At 53.8% G+C, this 21245-nt stretch carries 17 protein-coding genes; 6 read left to right on the plus strand and 11 right to left on the minus strand.

Annotated features, from left to right (window positions below; translation table 11 throughout):
- Positions 1 to 2 precede the first annotated feature (2 nt).
- Positions 3 to 824 carry an MIP/aquaporin family protein gene (locus SYMBAF_RS15995; RefSeq protein ID WP_040264001.1) on the minus strand — a complete coding sequence of 274 codons (822 nt, stop codon included), beginning with the start codon at positions 822 to 824 and terminating at the stop codon, positions 3 to 5.
- A 497-nt stretch (positions 825 to 1321) separates the two neighbouring features.
- Here SYMBAF_RS15995 and zapB point away from each other — a divergent pair, with 497 nt between their 5' ends.
- A complete protein-coding gene (gene zapB, locus SYMBAF_RS16000) occupies positions 1322 to 1561 on the plus strand; it encodes a cell division protein ZapB (RefSeq protein ID WP_040263999.1) in 240 nt (79 codons plus the stop codon).
- A gap of 50 nt (positions 1562 to 1611) precedes the next feature.
- On the opposite strand, the gene SYMBAF_RS16005 is transcribed toward zapB, so the two are convergent.
- The 8 genes from SYMBAF_RS16005 to priA form a co-directional block, all read right to left on the minus strand.
- Positions 1612 to 2931: an IS4 family transposase gene (locus SYMBAF_RS16005; RefSeq protein WP_040263997.1), complete on the minus strand. Its 1320-nt coding sequence runs from the start codon at positions 2929 to 2931 to the stop codon at positions 1612 to 1614.
- A 113-nt stretch (positions 2932 to 3044) separates the two neighbouring features.
- Complete coding sequence (gene rraA, locus SYMBAF_RS16010; protein WP_040263995.1) at positions 3045 to 3530, minus strand: ribonuclease E activity regulator RraA; 486 nt, start codon at positions 3528 to 3530, stop codon at positions 3045 to 3047.
- A gap of 75 nt (positions 3531 to 3605) precedes the next feature.
- Positions 3606 to 4511, minus strand: coding sequence for a 1,4-dihydroxy-2-naphthoate polyprenyltransferase (locus SYMBAF_RS16015; RefSeq protein WP_040263993.1), 906 nt, complete (start codon positions 4509 to 4511; stop codon positions 3606 to 3608).
- A 95-nt stretch (positions 4512 to 4606) separates the two neighbouring features.
- Positions 4607 to 5941 carry an HslU--HslV peptidase ATPase subunit gene (gene hslU / locus SYMBAF_RS16020; RefSeq protein WP_040263991.1) on the minus strand — a complete coding sequence of 445 codons (1335 nt, stop codon included), beginning with the start codon at positions 5939 to 5941 and terminating at the stop codon, positions 4607 to 4609.
- Positions 5942 to 5953: 12 nt separating this feature from the next.
- The gene (gene hslV, locus SYMBAF_RS16025) at positions 5954 to 6484 is read right to left on the minus strand and encodes an ATP-dependent protease subunit HslV (protein WP_040263989.1); all 531 of its coding nucleotides are present in this window, start codon (positions 6482 to 6484) and stop codon (positions 5954 to 5956) included.
- 103 nt (positions 6485 to 6587) lie between these two features.
- Complete coding sequence (gene ftsN / locus SYMBAF_RS16030; RefSeq protein ID WP_040263987.1) at positions 6588 to 7406, minus strand: cell division protein FtsN; 819 nt, start codon at positions 7404 to 7406, stop codon at positions 6588 to 6590.
- 65 nt (positions 7407 to 7471) lie between these two features.
- Entirely contained in the window at positions 7472 to 8500 is a 1029-nt protein-coding gene (gene cytR / locus SYMBAF_RS16035) for a DNA-binding transcriptional regulator CytR (protein ID WP_040263985.1), read from the minus strand.
- A gap of 251 nt (positions 8501 to 8751) precedes the next feature.
- Positions 8752 to 10947, minus strand: coding sequence for a primosomal protein N' (gene priA, locus SYMBAF_RS16040; protein ID WP_040263983.1), 2196 nt, complete (start codon positions 10945 to 10947; stop codon positions 8752 to 8754).
- A 199-nt stretch (positions 10948 to 11146) separates the two neighbouring features.
- Here priA and rpmE point away from each other — a divergent pair, with 199 nt between their 5' ends.
- Together rpmE and SYMBAF_RS16050 are read left to right on the plus strand one after the other, a co-directional pair.
- Positions 11147 to 11362, plus strand: a complete 216-nt coding sequence (rpmE, locus tag SYMBAF_RS16045) for a 50S ribosomal protein L31 (RefSeq protein WP_006708713.1) — start codon at positions 11147 to 11149, stop codon at positions 11360 to 11362.
- A gap of 121 nt (positions 11363 to 11483) precedes the next feature.
- The gene (locus tag SYMBAF_RS16050; RefSeq protein ID WP_040263633.1) at positions 11484 to 12803 is read left to right on the plus strand and encodes an IS4 family transposase; all 1320 of its coding nucleotides are present in this window, start codon (positions 11484 to 11486) and stop codon (positions 12801 to 12803) included.
- 29 nt (positions 12804 to 12832) lie between these two features.
- Here SYMBAF_RS16050 and metJ read toward each other — a convergent pair whose 3' ends face one another.
- Positions 12833 to 13150 carry a met regulon transcriptional regulator MetJ gene (gene metJ, locus SYMBAF_RS16055; protein ID WP_006708712.1) on the minus strand — a complete coding sequence of 106 codons (318 nt, stop codon included), beginning with the start codon at positions 13148 to 13150 and terminating at the stop codon, positions 12833 to 12835.
- A 310-nt stretch (positions 13151 to 13460) separates the two neighbouring features.
- Between metJ and metB the strand changes: the two genes are divergently transcribed.
- From metB to metF, 3 genes are all read left to right on the plus strand, one after another.
- The gene (gene metB, locus SYMBAF_RS16060; protein WP_040263981.1) at positions 13461 to 14621 is read left to right on the plus strand and encodes a cystathionine gamma-synthase; all 1161 of its coding nucleotides are present in this window, start codon (positions 13461 to 13463) and stop codon (positions 14619 to 14621) included.
- Between the two features lie 2 nt (positions 14622 to 14623).
- The gene (locus tag SYMBAF_RS16065) at positions 14624 to 17059 is read left to right on the plus strand and encodes a bifunctional aspartate kinase/homoserine dehydrogenase II (protein ID WP_040263979.1); all 2436 of its coding nucleotides are present in this window, start codon (positions 14624 to 14626) and stop codon (positions 17057 to 17059) included.
- A 222-nt stretch (positions 17060 to 17281) separates the two neighbouring features.
- Positions 17282 to 18181, plus strand: a complete 900-nt coding sequence (metF, locus tag SYMBAF_RS16070) for a methylenetetrahydrofolate reductase (RefSeq protein WP_040263977.1) — start codon at positions 17282 to 17284, stop codon at positions 18179 to 18181.
- A 99-nt stretch (positions 18182 to 18280) separates the two neighbouring features.
- On the opposite strand, the gene ppc is transcribed toward metF, so the two are convergent.
- Positions 18281 to 20917, minus strand: a complete 2637-nt coding sequence (ppc, locus tag SYMBAF_RS16075) for a phosphoenolpyruvate carboxylase (protein WP_040263975.1) — start codon at positions 20915 to 20917, stop codon at positions 18281 to 18283.
- Between the last annotated feature and the right edge of the window lie 328 nt (positions 20918 to 21245).

The raw sequence follows: 21245 nt of genomic DNA on the forward strand, positions 1-21245 counted from the left end.
TATCAATCTGTTTCTTTCGTGGTGCCGATATCGCAAGGCAGGTGGCGGCCAATCAGCGCACGGTAGCCGAAGGTGCCCAGACTTGCGCCGATGATTGGGCCAAAGATCGGCACCAGGAAGTACGGGATGTCACGAGCGCCGGTGAAAGCCACTTTGCCCCAGCCAGCTAGATAAGCGAGCAGCTTCGGGCCGAAATCACGCGCTGGGTTCAACGCAAATCCCGTCAATGGCCCCATTGAGGCACCGATGATGGCAATCAGGGCACCGATCAGCAGGGGAGCCAGCGGGCCACGCGGGATGCCATTACCGTCATCGGTCAACGCCAGGATCAAACACATCAGGATGGCGGTGATCACCGTTTCTACCAAGAAAGCCTGGCCAACGGAGAGATGCGGGTTAGGGTAAGTGGAGAAGATGCCAGCGAGAGCCAGGCTTTCATCGCTGCCACGCACCATGTGGTGCGCCACTTCGAAATCGAAGAACAAGTTGTAATACAGCCCGTAGATCAGGGCTGCCGCGCAGAAGGCACCAGCGATTTGCGCCAGGATATAAGGCAGTACTTTGCATCCATCAAAGCAGGCGAACCGCCACAGGGCAATGGTAACAGCCGGGTTGAGGTGTGCGCCGGAGATTGCAGCGGTCAGATAAATGGCCATGGCAACGCCCAAGCCCCAAATGACGCTGATTTCCCATTGGCTGAAGCTGGCATCCGCCAGTTTCAGCGCGGCAACGCAGCCTGCACCAAAGAAGATCAACAGACTGGTGCCAAGAAACTCCGCGATACACTGGCCTTTTAATGTTGGCTTGGTAGTTTGGTTCGTCATAATGTTGTCGTCCTGCAAAACGAGGGGTATGGGGTTAGGGTTCGGTATCACCCAGCCTGTGGGTACAATTTTTTCATCTCGTCCAATTATTAGATCAAGGGAGGTGATTAATTTATCGTTAATGAAAATAAACGAGAAATAGCGAAATAAAAATGTGTGTGATTCGTCATAAATATGAGCGAGTTTGTGTCATTTTGTGTTCTTTTTGAGCGATAAAGCAGTGATTAGGCCAATGGTTATCCGGCAGTGGTTAATCGTGTGGCGGCGGTTGGGGAGAAGGTATTTTCGATTTTTGCTGATGGTGGCGGCAGGAAAATTGCAACAGACTGCGTGATGAGTCGGTATGATGCTAGACAGTTGTAGGCAGGCTACTTACAATCGTTTTTATCGAGACGTGCGCATTATGTTTAATAACAATGTGTGTGTCACTTGGCGCGATGCGTATTTGCAGCCGCTACCTATAGATGTACGCCTTGCTATCATGAGGGGACTGAAGAATGTCATTTGAAGTATTTGAGAAATTGGAAGCAAAAGTTCAGCAGGCGATTGATACTATCACCTTGTTGCAGATGGAAATTGAAGAGCTGAAAGAAAAAAATATCGCTCTGACGCAGGAAGTTCAAGCAGCCTCCGGTAACCATGAATCTTTGCTGCGCGAGAACCAACAACTGAAAGAAGAGCAGCTTGTATGGCAAGATCGCCTACGCACCCTGCTGGGGAAAATGGAAGAAGTTTGATCCTTGGTGGTCACACAAAAACGAAAAGGGCGCACTAAGCGTAATGCTTGTCAGTTAAGCTTTTGAGGACGCCGCAACGGGTAACGTTGCGGCTTCTTTTTTACCGCTCTTGGATAATGTCTTTGCCGTCGGGCTGGCAGGACGAAGCTTTCAGCCATCGCCAGGATTTCATTCATCACTTTCGGCACCTTTCCCGGAGCCACCGCTGGCAGTATGCTCAGTTGCGCTGTTAGATACAGTGCAGCCTGTTTAAACCCTATCTGGTAAGGCTCCACGTTTTTCAGGCTGTAAGCCATCTGTGCCATCATGAACCTCAGCAGGTTATAAGCCAGCACTACACCCCAGAGTTCCTGTCTTATTAGCTCTGGCTTTCTGCTTCTCAGCGTCAGTTCATTTTGCAACAGATGCTGTTTCATTTCTCTGAAGCCCTGCTCGATTTCCCAACGCTGCCCGTAAAGGTCAACGATATCAGCTTTAGGGTAACGTAACGGATCGCACATTGACGTCAGGATCTGTATTGTTTTTCCGTTGATTTCTTTACTTATCAACCTCGCCGTCAGTGTTTGAGGCGCATCTTTCCATTTCTTACGGGCCTGAGGGGTTAAGCTGAGTTCGACCAGTTCATGTCCTGCACCCAGCTTCTCGCGCACCTGATACTGCGCGCCTTTGCGCAGTGGGATCATCCAGTGTTTTTCTGTTCCTGATGACCACCAGTGGTGAAGCAACCCGAGTGCATAGAAGCCTTTATCCAGTATCGTCAGTGAGTGGTCCTGCGTCTGCCCGGCCAATTGAGCGGCAAGGTCAACTTTGCTGGTTTCTGACACGCTGCCAAAGCTCACACCGGATAACAGATGACTGGTCACTTCCATCTGACAGACCATACGCAGCTGTGGCCAGTCGGACTGGGCATACTCATTAGCTGTTCGTCCAAAAGCAGCATCATTTTCCGGCGTGTCCGGTGTTCTCCACAGAGTGCCGTCTACAGCCATCAATGTCAGACCGTTCCAGTGGGATAACGGTGTTTTCTCGAACCAGAGTTGGCGTGTTTTCTCGAAAACCAGTCTAACCACATCTTCCCCGAGCCGCTGACGGGCTTGTACCACGGCGCTGGGTGCGACAAAAGGACGCTTACCCGGCAGCATAATATCGAGATGTGAAACCAACTGATTCATGGAAAATGAGCGGAACAAGGACATACCGGCGACAGCCCAGACCATCATCTCCATGGGGAGACGGCGCTTGCGAAGCGTCACGACCCCGGTATCAGCCAGGCACTCATCGATAAGCTCAGGTGAGAGCAAATCAGACAGTGCAGCAAACTCTTTAGGAGAGAATTTAAGAACGGCATCAAGCGCCTGACTCAGTAACATAAAAAAATCCGTAATCTCAGGGAGATTACGGATTTTCACACAGAGGTAGGATCGTTCAAGTGATCCTTAACTGATCGGCATTATGCACTAAGCGCCTTTTTCATTGCTGTGGCTTACTCAATATCAAGGGGATCTTCGGAAAGGATAATACCGGTGTTGTCGGCGTACAGATGGTCACCGGAGAAGAAAGTGACGCCACCGAAGTTAACGCGGATATCGCTTTCACCTACGCCCCCGCTAACTGCGCCTACCGGGATTGCCGCCATTGCCTGAATGCCGATGTCCAGCTCTTCCAAATCATCCACCTGGCGCACTGCACCATAAACCACTATGCCTTCCCATTCGTTCAGGGTGGCTAGGCGCGCCAGTTCGGCGTTGATCAGCGCACAACGCACGGAACCACCACCGTCTATCAATAGCACCCGGCCCCGGCCGTTTTCTTCAAGCAGGTCAAACAACAGGCCGTTATCCTCAAAGCATTTCACCGTGGTGATCTGCCCTCCAAATGAAGTACGCCCGCCAAAATTGGAGAAAAGAGGTTCAACAACATTCACCTCTTCATGATAGATGTCGCAAAGTTCGGAAGTATCGTATTTCATAGGAATTTGCATCGGTTTGCCGCTGGAATGTCCATTATATTCCTTTATTCGCCCTGTTGGCAAAATCATCAGTTTTTAACTGAGTGCCACGCCGATGGCGAACAGCAAGTTGGTTAGCAGCGCCGCCTTGACCATGTGCTCCAGCATCGGTCTCATACCGACTGGCGTTGGGTTGCGTAGTACACGCAGGGCATGACAAACCAGCAGCGGGATCGCCAGCAAGAACAGCCAGCCCCACGGACTGTGCAGATTGCACAGGGCAAAGCACAGCACAGCACTGCTCAGCAGCAGCACATGGTAGACGCGCGCCCTCTGTGGCCCCAACTGCACCGCCAAAGTGTTTTTGCCGTTCGCGCGATCGCTGTCGATATCGCGCAGGTTGTTGATGTTGAGCACCGCTGTTGCCAGCAGACCACAGGCGGTGGCCGGCAGCATCACCATGTTGTTAAAGCTATGCGTCTGTAGGTAGTAGGTGCCCGCCACGCTCAGCCAGCCGAAGAACACCAGTACCGAGACGTCTCCTAGCCCTAGGTAGCCGTAAGGTTTGGTGCCAACGGTATAAGTGATGGCGGCAATGATCGAAAGCACACCCAACATAAGGAAGCCGATAATGTCGCTGGGCTGCTCGCAGGCCACGGCGATCAGTGAACCGCCGGCGATGGCGTTCAACATCACTGTTATCACCAGTGCCTGTTTCATCTGCGCCTGGGTGATCATACCTTTCTGCATGCCGCGTAACGGCCCGATACGATCTTCTTTGTCACTGCCTTTTGCTGCATCGCCATAGTCATTAGCCAGGTTGGAGAGAATTTGCAGCAGGCCAGCGGTCAGCAGCACCAGCAATGCTACGCCGGGCTTCAAGCTGTTATGCCAGGCGGCGATCGCAGAACCAACGACAATAGAGGCGAAAGTCAGCGGTAGGGTGCGGGGGCGTAAACTTTCCAACCAAGCGGTGATCGGAGTGGGGACTGATGCGTTCATGTTTCGCTTCTATCAGTAAATTGCTGTGTCTGTTAGAAATAGTTGTGGGAGGTATGTCTCCCACATAAATAACTGACAGGACAATGATTGAGCGATTATAGGATAAAACGACTCAAATCTTCATCCGCAACCAGTTCATCCAGATGACTACGCACATAATCCGCATCGATTGTAATAGTTTGACCGTTAATTTCACTCGCATCGTAGGAAATATCTTCCATCAGACGTTCCAGCACGGTGTGCAGACGGCGCGCGCCGATGTTTTCGGTGTTTTCGTTAACCTGCCATGCAGCTTCAGCGATGTGTCGGATGCCATCGGTGGTGAACTCGATGTTGACGCCTTCGGTACCCAGCAGCGCTTTATACTGCTCGGACAGTGAGGCGCTGGGTTCGGTCAGGATACGCTCGAAATCTTCAGTGGTCAGCGCCTGCAACTCAACGCGGATGGGCAGGCGACCTTGCAATTCTGGGATCAGATCTGACGGGTTGGCGGTCTGGAATGCGCCGGAGGCGATGAAGAGGATATGATCGGTTTTCACCATACCGTGCTTGGTGGAAACGGTGCAGCCTTCCACCAACGGCAACAGGTCGCGCTGCACGCCTTCGCGCGATACGTCCGGGCCGGAACTTTGGTTACCACGCTTGCAGATTTTGTCGATCTCATCAATAAACACGATACCGTGCTGCTCGACTGCCTCGATCGCCTGCTCTTTCAGCTCTTCTGGATTAACCAACTTGCCGGCTTCTTCTTCCACCAGCAGCTTGAAAGCTTCTTTGATCTTCAGTTTGCGCGGCTTCTGCTTTTGGCTACCCAGGTTCTGGAACATCGACTGCAACTGGTTGGTCATTTCTTCCATGCCCGGAGGTGCCATGATTTCCACGTTTATCGGGGTGGCTGCCAAATCGAGTTCGATCTCTTTGTCGTCCAGTTGACCTTCACGCAGTTTCTTACGAAATGCCTGACGGGCGGCTGACGGTTCCTTATGCTCTTCCAACTGGCCCCAGTTGTTCTTGGCTGGTGGGATCAGCACATCGAGAATGCGTTCTTCGGCCAGTTCTTCGGCATGGGCATGGTTCTTCTCGATCGACTGTATGCGTACCATTTTGATTGCAGCGTCGGTCAGATCGCGGATGATGGAGTCCACTTCTTTACCCACGTAGCCCACTTCGGTAAATTTGGTCGCTTCAACCTTGATGAACGGTGCGTTGGCCAGCTTCGCCAGACGGCGGGCGATTTCGGTTTTACCGACACCCGTCGGGCCGATCATCAAAATGTTTTTTGGTGTCACTTCATGACGCAGCATCTCATTGAGCTGCATCCGACGCCAGCGGTTGCGCAGGGCAATGGCGACAGCACGTTTGGCCTTGTGTTGGCCAATGATGTGGCTGTCCAACTCGCTGACGATCTCGCGCGGGGTCATTTCAGACATGGTATTTGATCCTTACGCTTTGGAAGGCAATTCTTCAATAGTGTGGAAATGGTTGGTGTAAATACAGATATCGCCAGCAATGCCGAGAGATTTATCAACGATTTCGCAGGCGTTCAATTCGGTATTTTCCAACAGCGCTCGCGCCGCAGCTTGGGCATATGGGCCACCGGAGCCGATGGCAATCAAATCGTTCTCAGGCTGGATGACATCGCCGTTGCCCGTGATAATCAGCGAGGCGTGTTCATCGGCAACGGCTAGCAGTGCCTCAAGTTTGCGCAACATACGATCAGTGCGCCAATCTTTCGCCAGTTCAACAGCGGCTTTCACCAGGTGGCCCTGATGCATTTCTAATTTTTGTTCAAACAATTCAAAGAGTGTGAAAGCGTCAGCGGTGCCGCCAGCGAAACCAGCAATCACTTTGTCATTGTACAGGCGACGTACTTTTTTGACGTTGCCCTTCATCACTGTATTACCCAAGGTAGCCTGGCCATCACCGCCGATCACTACCTGGCCGTGGCGGCGAACGCTTACTATTGTTGTCACGAGCAGATCCTGGTTGAAGACAGAAAGAAAGCCCTCATAGTCTCTGCATATGCAGAGACTATGAGGCATATTGAGAGCATAGATGGGGGAGAATTGGCGCTTTTCAACCCCCCACGGCGCGGGTAATACAACTTGACATGCCAACACCGTGCAGGCGAGCGAGGGTCTTGTCTACCGTTTCGCGGCTGCTGTAGGGGCCGAGTATGACACGATTCCAGCCATCACCCGTGGTGATGTGGCTTTCGATACCTTCAAACGCCAAGCGTGCGCGGACGGATTCAGCCTGATCGGTAGCGCGGAAGGAGCCGCACTGCACCGTCCATTTTTGTTTGGATCCCGTCTTGGCTTCCTGCTTAAATCTGTCCTGTTTCACTGCCGGCTTCGGTTCAATCGGAGGCTGAACCGGTGCGCTGGTCGCTCCTTTGTTAAATAGATTGCGTGGTGGGGCGACCTGCTGTTGCTGATGGCTATTACCACGCGCAGTGGCTTGTGAAGGGGCGTTGTACGGCACCTCATTGAGTTGTGTTGGAGGCTGTTGCATATCGGCCTGCATTTGTTCCAGCAGTTTGCGCTGCTCGGCGGTCAGCGGGGTTTTGGCGTTCACTTCACCGCCGGCTGTAGGTTCGGTTGGGGTTTGCACGCCAATCTGGCGGTTTTCCAACTCCTTGATGTATCTCCAACGCTCTTCAGGTTTTGGTGGCAGGTTATTGCTTGGGCGGTTGTTGGGCGTTGGCAGCAATGGCACGCTGTTCGGCTTGTTGTGCGTGATGAAATAGAGGCCACCAATAAAGATCACCAGCAGGGCGGCGGCCAGTGCCAGTACGGTTTTGGAGACCTTGGTAGAGCCACGTTTTTTACGGCTAGAGGGTTTGTGCCTAGCTCCTGCCACGTGTCCACGGCTTACATAGTCTTTTTGTGCCACTATTATTCCGCTGTGTCATGATTAGAGGGTAAGTCTACCATGTTACTGAATCATAAGATATTTGACTAGCGTTTAGGGGCAGCGGTGCTGCCCCGGATAATCAACTCGCTGTCCAATAGCCGCGAGCCACTCGCTACCTTTTGCCCATGTAGTTGCTCCAACAGTAGCAACATCGCCTGTCTGCCGATCTGGTAGCGTGGCTGTGCCACTGTGGTTAACGGTGGATCGCAATATTGTGCCAGTTTGATGTCGTCAAAGCCGACGATTGACAGATCTTGCGGCACCCGCAAGCTCATTTTTTTCGCTTGTGACAGTACGCCTATCGCCATTACATCACTATGGCAGAAGACCGCCGTAGGCGGTTTAGGCTGAACCATCAACGCCGCCAGCGCCTGAGCGCCTGCTTCGTAGGTAAAGTCACTTCGGGTAATATAGCTGCTTTCGACGCTAATGCCATTGCGACGTAGCGCTTGAATGTAACCTTGTAGCCGATAGTGGCTTAGTGAAATCTGTTCCGGCCCGGCGATACAGGCGATCTGCCGGTGGCCTAACTGGTATAAATAATGCACGGCCTCGAAGGCGGCGGTCAGGTTATCGATATGTACTGTTGGCAATTCCAACGCGGGGGAAAATTCGTTGGCCATCACCATCGGTGGTAGATGGCGCTGCTCTTCCTTGCTAACGTCAATAGGCAGGTTGGAGCCTAGCAACAGCATGCCGCCTATCTGTTTGGTAATGATGAGGTTGAAGAAGGTGTGTTCCTGTTGATGTTGGTGCGCGCAGTCGCCGATCAACACCAGATAGCCCTGTTGCGTAGCAGTGTGCTCGATCCCCTGGATCACGTCGGCGAAAAATGGATCGCAGATGTCGGGGGTGATCACTAAAATAGTGCGGGATTCCTGGCGTTTGATAGTGCGTGACAGGCCACGAAAGGAATAGCGCAAGGCCAGCACGGCCTGTTCCACTTTCTGACGCGTCGGTGTTGACACTTTTTCCGGATTCATTAGCGCGCGCGATACGGTCGCTGTTGAAACGCCTGCCATTTTAGCAACGTCTTTCATCGTCGCCATCGGTAATTTTTTCTTATTTTTCAAAGATTATCTCCTTGCGTCAGCCCCACGTCTAAGCGACTACTGAGTTGCTGTCGGGCGGTAGAGTTATTGTCTAGCGTCATTTGCGCTTTAATATTCTGTACGCCGCGAGCAGACATTCTAAACAGAATATGTCCTAAATTTGTTACCTAATTTGCATAAAAAGTGTGAATAGAAAACGCTTTTTAGCGTTCGTCCGCAATTTCGAGGGTAAACGTTGGTATTAGAACCACTGAATCAGACTTTGATTGGCATCAGCTATCTATTGGATCGACGTCCAGCGTCCATTTCACCTTGCGGGCTTGTGGCAGGGTGCTGACCAGTGGCAGCAAGTTCTTCATCAATTGTTGTAATACCTGCCGTGATGGATGCTGCAACAGCAGTTGCCAGCGGAAGCGGCCGCCGCGTTTGGCATGCAGTGCTGGCACTGGGCCTAATACCCATAGCGAATCATCCTTTAGCGGGCTGGTCTCTAGCCAATTGCGCAGTTGCTGGAGAAAGTGCGGAGCCTGCTGATTATCGTGGTCTTCTGCGCGCACGATAATATGATGGGTATACGGCGGTAGGAACACACTGTTGCGTTCCGCCAACGCCTGTTTGGCGAAGGCGTCGTAACCCTGTTGCAGCAAAATTTGCAGCAACGGGTGGTCTGGATGGTGAGTTTGCAACAGCACTTCCCCCTGCTTACCTGCTCGGCCGGCGCGCCCCGAAACTTGGGTATACAGTTGGGCAAAATGTTCAGCGGAGCGGAAATCGGCGGAAAACAGCGCGCCATCGACATCCAGCAACGCCACCAGGGTGACATTGGGGAAGTGATGCCCTTTTGCCAACATCTGGGTGCCGATCAGAATGCGCGATTCACCACGGTGAATATCCGCCAAATACTGTTCCAACGAACCTTTGCGGCTGGTGGTGTCGCGATCGATGCGGGTGATGGGCGTGTCGGGGAACAGCGGTGCCAGCCCGTTTTCCAGTTGTTCGGTGCCGATGCCGACTGACACCAAGTGGGTAGAACCGCATTGCGGGCATTGGTGCGGCACTGGCCGCTGGCTGTCGCAGTGGTGGCAACGCAACTGGTGCTGATTCTGATGGAAAGTGTAGTAGTAGTCACAGCGCTGGCATTCGGCGATCCAACCACATTCATGGCACAGTAGCGCTGGGGCGTAACCACGGCGGTTCAGGAACAGCATCACCTGATTGCCAGCCTTAAGATGGTGTTGCATGCTTTTCAGCAGCGGTGGCGACAGGCCAACCTTAAGCGGCAGACCCTTGAGATCGATCAGATGCTGCGCTGCCGGTTTGGCGTTGCCTGCACGCAGGCTGAGTGTCAACTGGCGGTATTTGCCCCGTTGCACATTGTGCAGTGTTTCCAGTGCCGGGGTGGCGGAACCCATCACTATCGGGATGTTTTCCTCCTTGGCGCGCAATACCGCCAGGTCACGGGCATGGTAGCGCCAGCCTTCCTGTTGTTTATATGAGCTATCGTGTTCTTCATCGATAATGATCAGCCCCAGCCGCTGGAATGGGCTGAATAGCGCCGAACGGGTGCCGATAATAATAGCCACTTCGCCGCTGCGGGCGCGCAGCCATACTGCCAGCCGCTCGCTGTCGTTCAGCCCAGAGTGCAGCACATCTACCGGCGCGTTGAAACGCTCGCGGAAGCGGGCGATAGTTTGCGGCGTCAGGCCGATTTCCGGCACCAGCACCAGCGCCTGCCTACCCTTGGCTAGGATATTCTCCAGCACGCTAAGATAGACCTCGGTCTTACCGGAGCCAGTGACCCCGGCCAGTAGCCAAGCGGCGAACTGTTCGTCTTCACTGCGGATCGCCCCCACTGCGGTGGTTTGTTCGGTGTTCAGTGACAGCCGTTCGCCCAGCACGGCAAAGCTGGGACGCCAGTCCTGTGGAGTGGCGAGTTGGTAACGCAGATCGATCAGCCCCTTGTTACGTAGCGCCTGTAAAGCGCTTTCCGTCAGTTCCAGCAGGCTGACCTGGTGGCGATAGACCGGGCGATGCTTGAGCAGCGCCAGCGCTTGTTGCTGCTTGGGCGCGCGTTTCAAGCTATCCAGCAGGGTGGCATGCCCTAGATCAGTGGCAAACCATTGCTCCAGCGGCGTGGCTTCGGCTGGTTTGCCTTGCCGCAGCAAAATAGGCAGCGCGTGGAACAACACCTCACCGATCGGATAATGATAGTAATCGCTAGCCCAGCGCAGGATGCGCCACAGACAAGGGGAGAATAGCGAGGCATTGTCGAGCGTGCTGTCGATCAGTTTCAGCTTCTCTAGCGGCAGCTCGCTGGTTTCGCTGTAATCAGTGACAATGCCTATCGCCTGCTGCTTGCCCCAAGGCACACAAACGCGCGCGCCTGCCAGCGGCTGTGAACCTGGCGGCAACAGATAGTCAAAGGTGCGGGCGAGGGGAACGGGCAAAGCAACGCGCACAACGGGCATGGGGTGATCCAGAGTGAACAAAACAGTCTGTCAGTTTACACGGCGCACGGGCAAATGCGCGGTTCCGATTGCGTAGTACTTTTAATTCTGTATAATTTAGCGCCTTTGGTATAATTCGATACCAAATTCTATTATCAACCTCGTGTGGTGTCTGGCGAAACAGGGCTGGATAGCGACACGGCCTTAACTGAGGTTTCCCATGCAGCAAAGTATCCACCCAAAATACGAAGAAGTTACTGCTAACTGCTCTTGCGGTAACGTGATCAAAATTCGCTCTACTGTGGGGCACGATCTGAACCTGGACGTTTGTGGCGCATGCCATCCGTTCTACACTGGCAAGCAGCGTGATGTTGCTACCGGTGGCCGTGTAGACCGCTTCAACAAGCGTTTCAGCGTACTCGGCGCTAAGAAATAAGATTATCCTACTGTCAGATGAAAAGGGCGCCGAAGGTGTAATGCCGATCAGTTAAGGATCACTTGAACGATCCTACCTCTGTGTGAAAATCCGTAATCTCCCTGAGATTACGGATTTTTTTATGTTACTGAGTCAGGCGCTTGATGCCGTTCTTAAATTCTCTCCTAAAGAGTTTGCTGCACTGTCTGATTTGCTCTCACCTGAGCTTATCGATGAGTGCCTGGCTGATACCGGGGTCGTGACGCTTCGCAAGCGCCGTCTCCCCATGGAGATGATGGTCTGGGCTGTCGCCGGTATGTCCTTGTTCCGCTCATTTTCCATGAATCAGTTGGTTTCACATCTCGATATTATGCTGCCGGGTAAGCGTCCTTTTGTCGCACCCAGCGCCGTGGTACAAGCCCGTCAGCGGCTCGGGGAAGATGTGGTTAGACTGGTTTTCGAGAAAACACGCCAACTCTGGTTCGAGAAAACACCGTTATCCCACTGGAACGGTCTGACATTGATGGCTGTAGACGGCACTCTGTGGAGAACACCGGACACGCCGGAAAATGATGCTGCTTTTGGACGAACAGCTAATGAGTATGCCCAGTCCGACTGGCCACAGCTGCGTATGGTCTGTCAGATGGAAGTGACCAGTCATCTGTTATCCGGTGTGAGCTTTGGCAGCGTGTCAGAAACCAGCGAAGTTGACCTTGCCGCTCAATTGGCCGGGCAGACGCAGGACCACTCACTGACGATACTGGATAAAGGCTTCTATGCACTCGGGTTGCTTCACCACTGGTGGTCATCAGGAACAGAAAAACACTGGATGATCCCACTGCGCAAAGGCGCGCAGTATCAGGTGCGCGAGAAGCTGGGTGCAGGACATGAACTGGTCGAACTCAGCTTACCCCCTCAGGCCCGTAAGAAATGGAAAGATGCGCCTCAAACACTGACGGCGAGGTTGATAAGTAAAGAAATCAACGGAAAAACAATACAGATCCTGACGTCAATGTGCGATCCGTTACGTTACCCTAAAGCTGATATCGTTGACCTTTACGGGCAGCGTTGGGAAATCGAGCAGGGCTTCAGAGAAATGAAACAGCATCTGTTGCAAAATGAACTGACGCTGAGAAGCAGAAAGCCAGAGCTAATAAGACAGGAACTCTGGGGTGTAGTGCTGGCTTATAACCTGCTGAGGTTCATGATGGCACAGATGGCTTACAGCCTGAAAAACGTGGAGCCTTACCAGATAGGGTTTAAACAGGCTGCACTGTATCTAACAGCGCAACTGAGCATACTGCCAGCGGTGGCTCCGGGAAAGGTGCCGAAAGTGATGAATGAAATCCTGGCGATGGCTGAAAGCTTCGTCCTGCCAGCCCGACGGCAAAGACATTATCCAAGAGCGGTAAAAAAGAAGCCGCAACGTTACCCGTTGCGGCGTCCTCAAAAGCTTAACTGACAAGCATTACGCCGAAGGTGCCCTTTTCGTTAATATTCCCAGGCATCGGGATCGACACCCAGTTCACGCATCAGCACTTTTGCGGCTTCTGGTATCTCATCGCTGCGTTCTTTGCACAGGTCTTCATCATTCGGTAGCGGTTGGCCGGTAAAGGCATGCAGAAACGCTTCGCACAGCAATTCGCTGTTGGTAGCGTGGCGCAGGTTGTTCACTTGGCGACGGGTTCGTTCGTCGGTGAGAATTTTCAGCACCTTCAGTGGAATGGATACCGTGATTTTTTTTACTTGCTCGCTTTTTTTACCGTGTTCAGCGTAAGGGCTGACATACTCGCCGTTCCACTCAGCCATAGGGCACCTTAGATTTATCAGAAAAATTACAAAATTCTAAAATTGGCCAATTATGCCCGATTTTCACTGTTCTCACTAAATAAATGTCCCTTCTGGTGCGACTCAATTTATTGAGTACTGACGCTCAATAGACCCTATCTATGAATTCCAATTAACATTCTATCGTCATATCAAACTGACTTAATTTTAGCGGGTATTAGGGGGTTTCTCAATCTACACGCAAAGGTGTTTAGACGGCTAGATGTGTTGACGTCCATATTTATTGCGACTAATCTTTGAGGCTTCTTTACCCGTATCCAGAGAGCTGAGTATGACGTGTAAACTAGCCACCATTGCCGTGCGCAGCGGCCTGAATGACGACAAACAGCACGGCTGCGTTGTTCCACCGATCCATCTGTCTAGCACTTATAACTTTATTGGTTTCAACCAACCACGCGCTCATGACTATTCGCGCCGCAGCAACCCCACGCGTGACGTGGTACAACGCGCGTTGGCGGTGCTAGAAGGTGGAAGCGGTGCGGTGATGACCGCTAGCGGGATGTCGGCGCTCCACCTGGTGACGACCTTGTTGCTGAAGCCTGGTGAACTGCTAGTGGCACCGCATGACTGCTATGGCGGCAGCTACCGTTTGTTCGATAGCCTGAACAAACGCGATGCCTACCGGGTGCTGTTTGTCGATCAGGGGAATGAAAAAGCGCTACAGCAGGCGTTAGCGCAAAAGCCGAAGTTGGTGCTGATCGAAAGCCCCAGCAACCCGTTGCTGCGGGTGGTAGATATTGCGGCGATTTGTGACGCTGCGCATGCGGTGGGTGCGCAGGTGATGGTGGATAACACTTTTCTCAGCCCGGCGTTGCAGCAGCCGATCAAACTGGGTGCTGATCTAGTGGTTCATTCCTGCACCAAATACCTCAACGGCCACTCTGACGTGGTGGCCGGTGCGGTGATCGCCAAAGACCCGGATCTGGCGGATGAACTGGCCTGGTGGGCCAATAATATCGGGGTGACCGGCGGCGTCTTCGATAGCTATCTGCTACTACGCGGCATGCGCACATTGTCGCTACGCATCAAGGCGGCGCAAAAAAACGCCGAAGCAATTGTCAGCTATTTACAGCAACAACCACTGGTGAAAAAGCTGTATCATCCCTCTCTGCCTGAAACCCCAGGGCATGAAATTGCCCGTCGCCAGCAACGCGGTTTTGGTGCGATGTTGAGCTTTGAACTGGACGGTGACGAAGCACTACTGCGTCGCTTTCTCTCTGCCCTAACGCTGTTTACGTTGGCAGAATCGTTGGGTGGCGTAGAAAGCCTGATCTCGCATGCAGCAACCATGACCCACGCCGGTATGACGTCGGAAGCACGGGCGGCGGCAGGCATCTCCGATAGCCTGCTGCGCATTTCAGTGGGTATTGAAGACAGTAAAGACTTGATTGCCGATTTGGAACGTGCTTTCCAGACGGCGGCAACGAGGTAAGCATGAATGCAATCGAGGTAGCAGAGCCAGTGAATGGGCGTCAATTGCACAAGTTTGGCGGCAGCAGCTTGGTGGATGTGAAGTGTTATCTGCGTGTGGCTGGCATCATGGCCGAATATAGTCAACCGGACGACATGATGGTGGTGTCGGCCGCTGGCAGCACCACCAACCAATTGATTGATTGGCTAAAATTTAGCCAAAGTGATCGCCTCTCTGCGCATCAGATACAGCAAGCGCTGCGCCGTTATCACAGCGAGTTGATCAGTGGTTTGTTGCCGCCGGAGAACGCAGAGCCGTTGATCACTGAATTTACTCAGGATTTGGAACGTCTGGCGGCGTTGCTGGACGGTAAAATCACTGACGCCTGCTATGCTGAAGTGGTTGGCCACGGTGAAATTTGGTCAGCGCGTCTGATGGCGGCAGTGCTCAATAAGCGGGACATGCAGGCAGTATGGCTCGATGCGCGTGAATTCCTGTGTGCGGAGCGCGCTGCACAACCGCAGGTGGATAAGGGCCGTTCTTATCCATTGCTGCAACAGTTATTGGCGCAGCATCCGGGCAAACGTCTGGTAGTGACTGGCTTTATTTCACGTAACCACGCCGGTGAAACCGTGTTATTGGGGCGTAACGGCAGTGACTATTCCGCGACCCAAATTGGTGCATTGGCGGGTGTGGTGCGTGTGACCATCTGGAGCGATGTGGCCGGGGTATACAGCGCCGATCCACGTAAGGTGAAAGATGCCTGCCTGCTGCCATTGTTGCGGTTGGACGAGGCCAGCGAGTTGGCGCGTCTGGCAGCGCCGGTGCTGCACACCCGCACCTTGCAGCCGGTTTCTGGCAGTAATATCGATCTCCAACTGCGTTGCAGCTATCAACCTGAGCAAGGTTCGACGCGTATTGAGCGCGTGCTGGCTTCTGGCACGGGTGCCAAGATTATTACCAGTCACGATGATGTCTGCCTGATCGAGCTGTGTGTTGCCAGCCAACATGATTTCAAGCTGGCGCAACAAGAGCTGGATTTGGTGTTTAAGCGCTCGCAGATCAAACCGCTGGCGATAGGTATCCATCCAGACCGCAATCTGGTGCAGTTATGTTACACCTCTGAAGTAGCCAGCAGCATCCTGCGCATTTTGCAGGACGCTGCGCTGCCGGGCAAGCGGCAATTGCGCGAAGGTTTGGCACTGGTGGCGATGGTAGGTGCGGGCGTGAGTAAAAACCCACTGCACAGCCATCGCTTCTATCAGCAGTTGAAAGACCAGCCAGTCGAGTTTTTCTGGCAAGCGGAAGACGGCATCAGCCTGGTGGCAGTGTTACGCCAGGGGCCGACCGGACTACTGATTCAGGGCTTGCACCAGAGTTTGTTCCGCGCTGAAAAACGTATCGGTTTGGTGTTGTTCGGCAAAGGCAATATCGGTTCACGCTGGTTAGAACTGTTTGCCCGTGAACAGAAGAACATTTCCGCCCGCAGCGGCTTTGAGTTCAGTCTAGCGGGGGTGGTGGATAGCCACCGTAGCCTACTGAACTACAGTGGGCTAGGCGCTAGCCGCGTGCTGGCGTTCTTCGAAGAAGAAGCGCAGGCGCTGGACGAAGAGTCGCTGTTCTTGTGGATGCGCGCGCACCCGTTTGATGATCTGGTGGTGCTTGACCTCACCGCCAGTGAGCACCTGGTTGAGCAATATCTGGATTTCGCCAGCTATGGCTTTCATGTGATTAGCGCCAACAAGCTGGCCGGGGCGTCGGACGGTGGCACTTATCGCCAAATCCGCGATGCTTTCGCCAAGACTGGTCGCCATTGGTTGTATAACGCTACCGTGGGGGCTGGCCTGCCGGTCAACCATACAGTGCGCGATCTGCGCGACAGCGGCGACAGCATTCTGGCGATCAGCGGCATTTTTTCCGGCACTCTGTCTTGGCTATTCCTACAGTACGATGGCACCGTGCCGTTCACCGAATTAGTCGATCAAGCTTGGCAGCAAGGGCTGACTGAACCAGACCCACGGGTCGATCTATCCGGTCAGGACGTAATGCGCAAATTGGTGATCTTGGCGCGCGAAGCCGGCTATGGCATTGAGCCTAATCAGGTACGGGTCGAGTCGCTGGTGCCAGCGGGCTGTGAGCAGGGTTCCATTGACCAGTTTTTTGAGAACGGCGATGCACTGAACCAGCATATGCAGCGGCGTTTTGACGCTGCCAGAGAAATGGGGCTAGTATTGCGTCATGTAGCACGTTTTGACGCTAGCGGTAAGGCGCGGGTCGGTGTGGAAGCAGTGCGTCCTGAACACCCACTGGCTTCGCTGCTGCCGTGCGACAACGTGTTCGCTATCGAAAGCCGCTGGTATCGCGACAATCCGTTGGTGATCCGTGGGCCGGGCGCTGGCCGCGATGTGACTGCGGGCGCGATCCAGTCAGACCTAAACCGTCTGACGCAACTACTGTAATTCTCTAGGGGCGCTTCACCGCGCCCCCGCACTTTTCCTGCCAAATTAATGACAGCTGTTTTCATCATGAAATTCTTTCGCTTAGTGGGTGAAGATTAATCATCTTACTACTCCCACTTTCCTGTTGACTCTTTAGCCGACCTGCGGCAATTTCTATATAGACGTCTAAACGTATAGATGTTTATTGTGGCAATGCAATGATCGATAAGAGGCGGACAGGGTATGAGTTTTTATCACGCAAACCAGCGGGAAGCGCTGAATCAGAGTCTGGCGGAGTTAAACGGTCAGATTAACGTATCATTCGAGTTCTTCCCACCGCGTACCAGCGAGATGGAAGACACCCTATGGCAATCGATCCATCGTCTAAGCAGCCTCAAACCTAAATTCGTTTCGGTGACCTACGGTGCTAACTCCGGCGAGCGGGAACGCACCCACAGCATCATTAAGGGGATCAAGGATCGCACCGGCTTGGATGCTGCCCCGCACCTAACCTGCATCGACGCCAGCCCGGCTCAATTGCGCGATATCGCTAGCGATTACTGGAGCAGCGGCATCCGCCACATCGTGGCGCTGCGCGGCGATCTGCCGCCGACGGACGGTGGCAGGCCTGAAATGTACGCCACCGATCTGGTGACGCTGCTAAAAGACATTGGTGACTTTGATATCTCCGTCGCTGCTTACCCGGAAGTGCACCCGGAAGCGAAAAGTGCTCAGGCAGATCTGATCAACCTGAAACGTAAAGTTGATGCTGGTGCCAACCGCGCCATCACCCAGTTCTTTTTTGACGTGGAAAGTTACCTGCGTTTCCGTGACCGTTGTGTCACCGCAGGCATTGATGTGGAAATCATACCGGGCATGCTGCCGGTATCGAACTTCAAGCAACTGCAACGCTTCGCCAGCTTGACCAACGTGCGTGTGCCAAGCTGGATGACCAGCATGTTTGCTGGGCTGGACGATGATGCGGAAACTCGCAAAATGGTTGGTGCCAATATCGCCATGGATATGGTGAAGATCCTCAGCCGCGAAGGGGTGAAAGATTTTCACTTCTATACGCTGAACCGCGCCGAAATGAGTTATGCGATCTGCCATACTTTGGGCGTGCGGCCAATGGCTGCCGCCTGATCCACTGATTATGCGAGCAGGGCGTTGTGTAAAAGCAACGCCCTTTTGGGTTTGATTGCCAACCCCCCAGCGAACAGGAGCTGTGTTGCAGCATACCCTCTAGCCGGTGTTGCGCATTCCGGCGGCGATGCCAGCGATGGTGACCATCAGCGCCTGCTCAACCCGTGCATCGGGGTGCTCTTGTTGGCGTGAGCGGTGCAGCAGTTCGGCCTGTAGGACATTCAGCGGATCGGTATACACATTGCGTAGCGCAATGGATTCGGCGATCCACGGCAGGTCTTCCATCAGGTGCGCGTCGTTGGCGATGGTCAACACCACCTTGATGTCGCTTTCCAGTTGGTGGCGCAACTGCTGGCCCAACGGCCATAGCGCTTTGCCCACCAGGCGCTGATCGTAGTATTCCGCCAGCCACAGGTCGGCCTTGGCGAACACCATTTCCAGCATGCCAATACGGGTAGAGAAGAATGGCCAGTCGCGGCACATGGTTTCCAGATGGTTTTGCTTGCCGGCTTTCACGGCTTCCTGCAAACCGGCACCGGCACCCAACCAGGCTGGCAGCATCAGGCGGTTTTGCGTCCAGGCGAAGATCCACGGTATAGCGCGCAAGCTCTCTACACCGCCATTTGGTCGGCGTTTGGCCGGGCGCGAACCTAACGGTAGTTTGCCCAGCTCTAGCTCCGGCGTCGCGGCGCGGAAGTACGGCACGAAGCCAGGATTTTCACGCACATAGTTGCGGTACATGTTGCACGAGGTTTCGGATAGCTCGTCCATCAGCGTGCGCCATTCTTTCTTCGGTTCCGGAGGCGGCAGCAGGTTGGCTTCCAGAATGGCGGCAGCATACAGTGCCAGACTGCTGATGGTGACTTCTGGTAGACCAAATTTAAAGCGGATCATTTCACCTTGCTCAGTAACGCGCAGGCCCCCTTTCAGGCTGCCTGGCGGTTGTGACAGCAGCGCCGCATGCGCAGGTGCCCCACCCCGGCCGATGGAGCCGCCGCGCCCGTGGAACAGCGTCAACGCCACTCCGGCTTTGTCACAGATTTTGATCAGCGCATCCTGCGCACGATACTGCGCCCAAGATGCCGCCATCACGCCGGCATCTTTCGCCGAGTCGGAATAGCCGATCATCACCATCTGTTTGCCCTGAATAAAGCCACGATACCAGTCGATATTCAGCAGTTGGGTCATGACATCGTCGGCATTGTTCAAATCGTCAAGGGTTTCAAACAGCGGCACGACCGGTAGCGCGAATGGGCAATCGGCTTCTTTCAACAGCAGATGCACTGCCAGCACATCGGAAGGGGTACGTGCCATCGAAATCACATAGGCGGCGATTGAGTCCTGAGGTGCTTCGGCGATCACCCGGCAGGTTTCCAACACTTCCTGAGTGTCAGCACTTGGCTCCCACCTCAGTGGCACCAGTGGGCGTTTGGAGTTCAGCTCACGGATCAAGAACGCTTGTTTATCGGCTTCCGACCAGCTTTCATAGTCACCCAAGCCCAGATAGCGGGTCAACTCAGCAATGGCTTCGGTATGGCGGGTGCTTTCCTGGCGCACATCGATGCGCACCAGCGACACGCCAAAACAGCGCACGCGGCGCAGGGTATCCAGTAACTGGCCATTGGCGATGATGCTCATGCCGCTGGCCTGTAGCGACCGATAGCAGGCGTACAGGGGGGCCCACAACTGGTCGTTATTTACCAGTAGATCGCGTGGCTTCAATACCCGCTCGCCCTTCAGTTGACCCGCCAGATAGGCTTGGGTGCTCATCAATTGGCTGCGCAACCGTTTCATTATTTCTCGGTACGGCTCCTGCTTTTCGCCGTTGCCAGCGAGGGCGAGCAATTCTGGCGTACATTCGGTTATCGACAGTTCGGACACCAGCACCTGAATATCGCGGATAAACAGATCGCAGGCTTTCCAACGGCTGAGCAGCAGAACGTGGCGGGTGATCTCGGCGGTCACGTTTGGGTTGCCATCGCGGTCGCCGCCCATCCAGGAAGTGAAGCGTACCGGCACCGCTTCCGCTGGCAAGCTGTAAGCGATAGAGTTTTCTAGCTGTTCGTTGAATTCGCGCAGGAAGGCCGGCACGCCATCCCACAGGCTGTTTTCCACTACCGTAAAGCCCCACTTGGCTTCGTCGATAGGCGAAGGACGATGTCTGCGTATCTCGTCGGTGTGCCAACACTGGGCCACCAACTGACGCAGGCGGCGCATGATCTTGTTACGCGGGTAGTCAGCCAAATCGTTATGGTCGAGTTGGCTGAGGCAGGTGTTGACCTCAACCAGTTTGTGGATCAAGGTACGGCGGGTAATTTCCGTTGGGTGCGCAGTCAGCACCAGCTCAATGGAAAGTTGGGACACGGCGTCTTGCAACTCTTTGGTGCTGAGTTTTTTATCCTTCAGCCGGGTGAACAACTGAGTCAGCGCTTCTGGATTGCTGGCGGCTTCGCCGTTGGGCGAAATGCTGTGGTACTGCTCGGCAACGTTGGTCAGGTTGAGAAACTGACTGAAGGCACGCGCCACTGGCAGCAGCTCGTCGTTGGACAAGTTTTGCAATGTGGAGAGCAGTTCCTGACGGTGCGCTTCGTTACCGGCGCGTGAAGATTTGGAAAGCATACGGATAGTTTCAACGCGGTCGAGAATAGGCTCACCCAACGCTTCTTTAATAGTATCGCCGAGCAATTTGCCGAGCATACTGACATTACTGCGCATTGCCGAATATTGTTCGTTCATATAACCCCTGGCCCAGTTCTGTATTTACCCTTCATCTTTCAAACCGCAGTGGCGTTGGCTTCACTGAGTTAAATGGCCCACGCCCCTTCGGGCTGCTGCTTTGCGGCATTTGAATCGGTTCCCGACCGATTTGTCCCGGCTGATTTATCACTCTGGTCACTTGTTGGAGTCAAGCGTCCAAGGAGGCATGTGCTTACCGCCTGGCTGCAATTTGAAATCAATGGGGTCGATGACTTTTTGTCTGGTAAGTCAATTTCACGCATTAGACAAAGAGCGCCTGTTTCCGGCGCACCACATGTTTGCCCCATGGTCAATTGACACTATTTTT

Origin of the sequence: Serratia symbiotica (genome assembly GCF_000821185.2) — a bacterium.
GTDB lineage: Bacteria > Pseudomonadota > Gammaproteobacteria > Enterobacterales > Enterobacteriaceae > Serratia > Serratia symbiotica.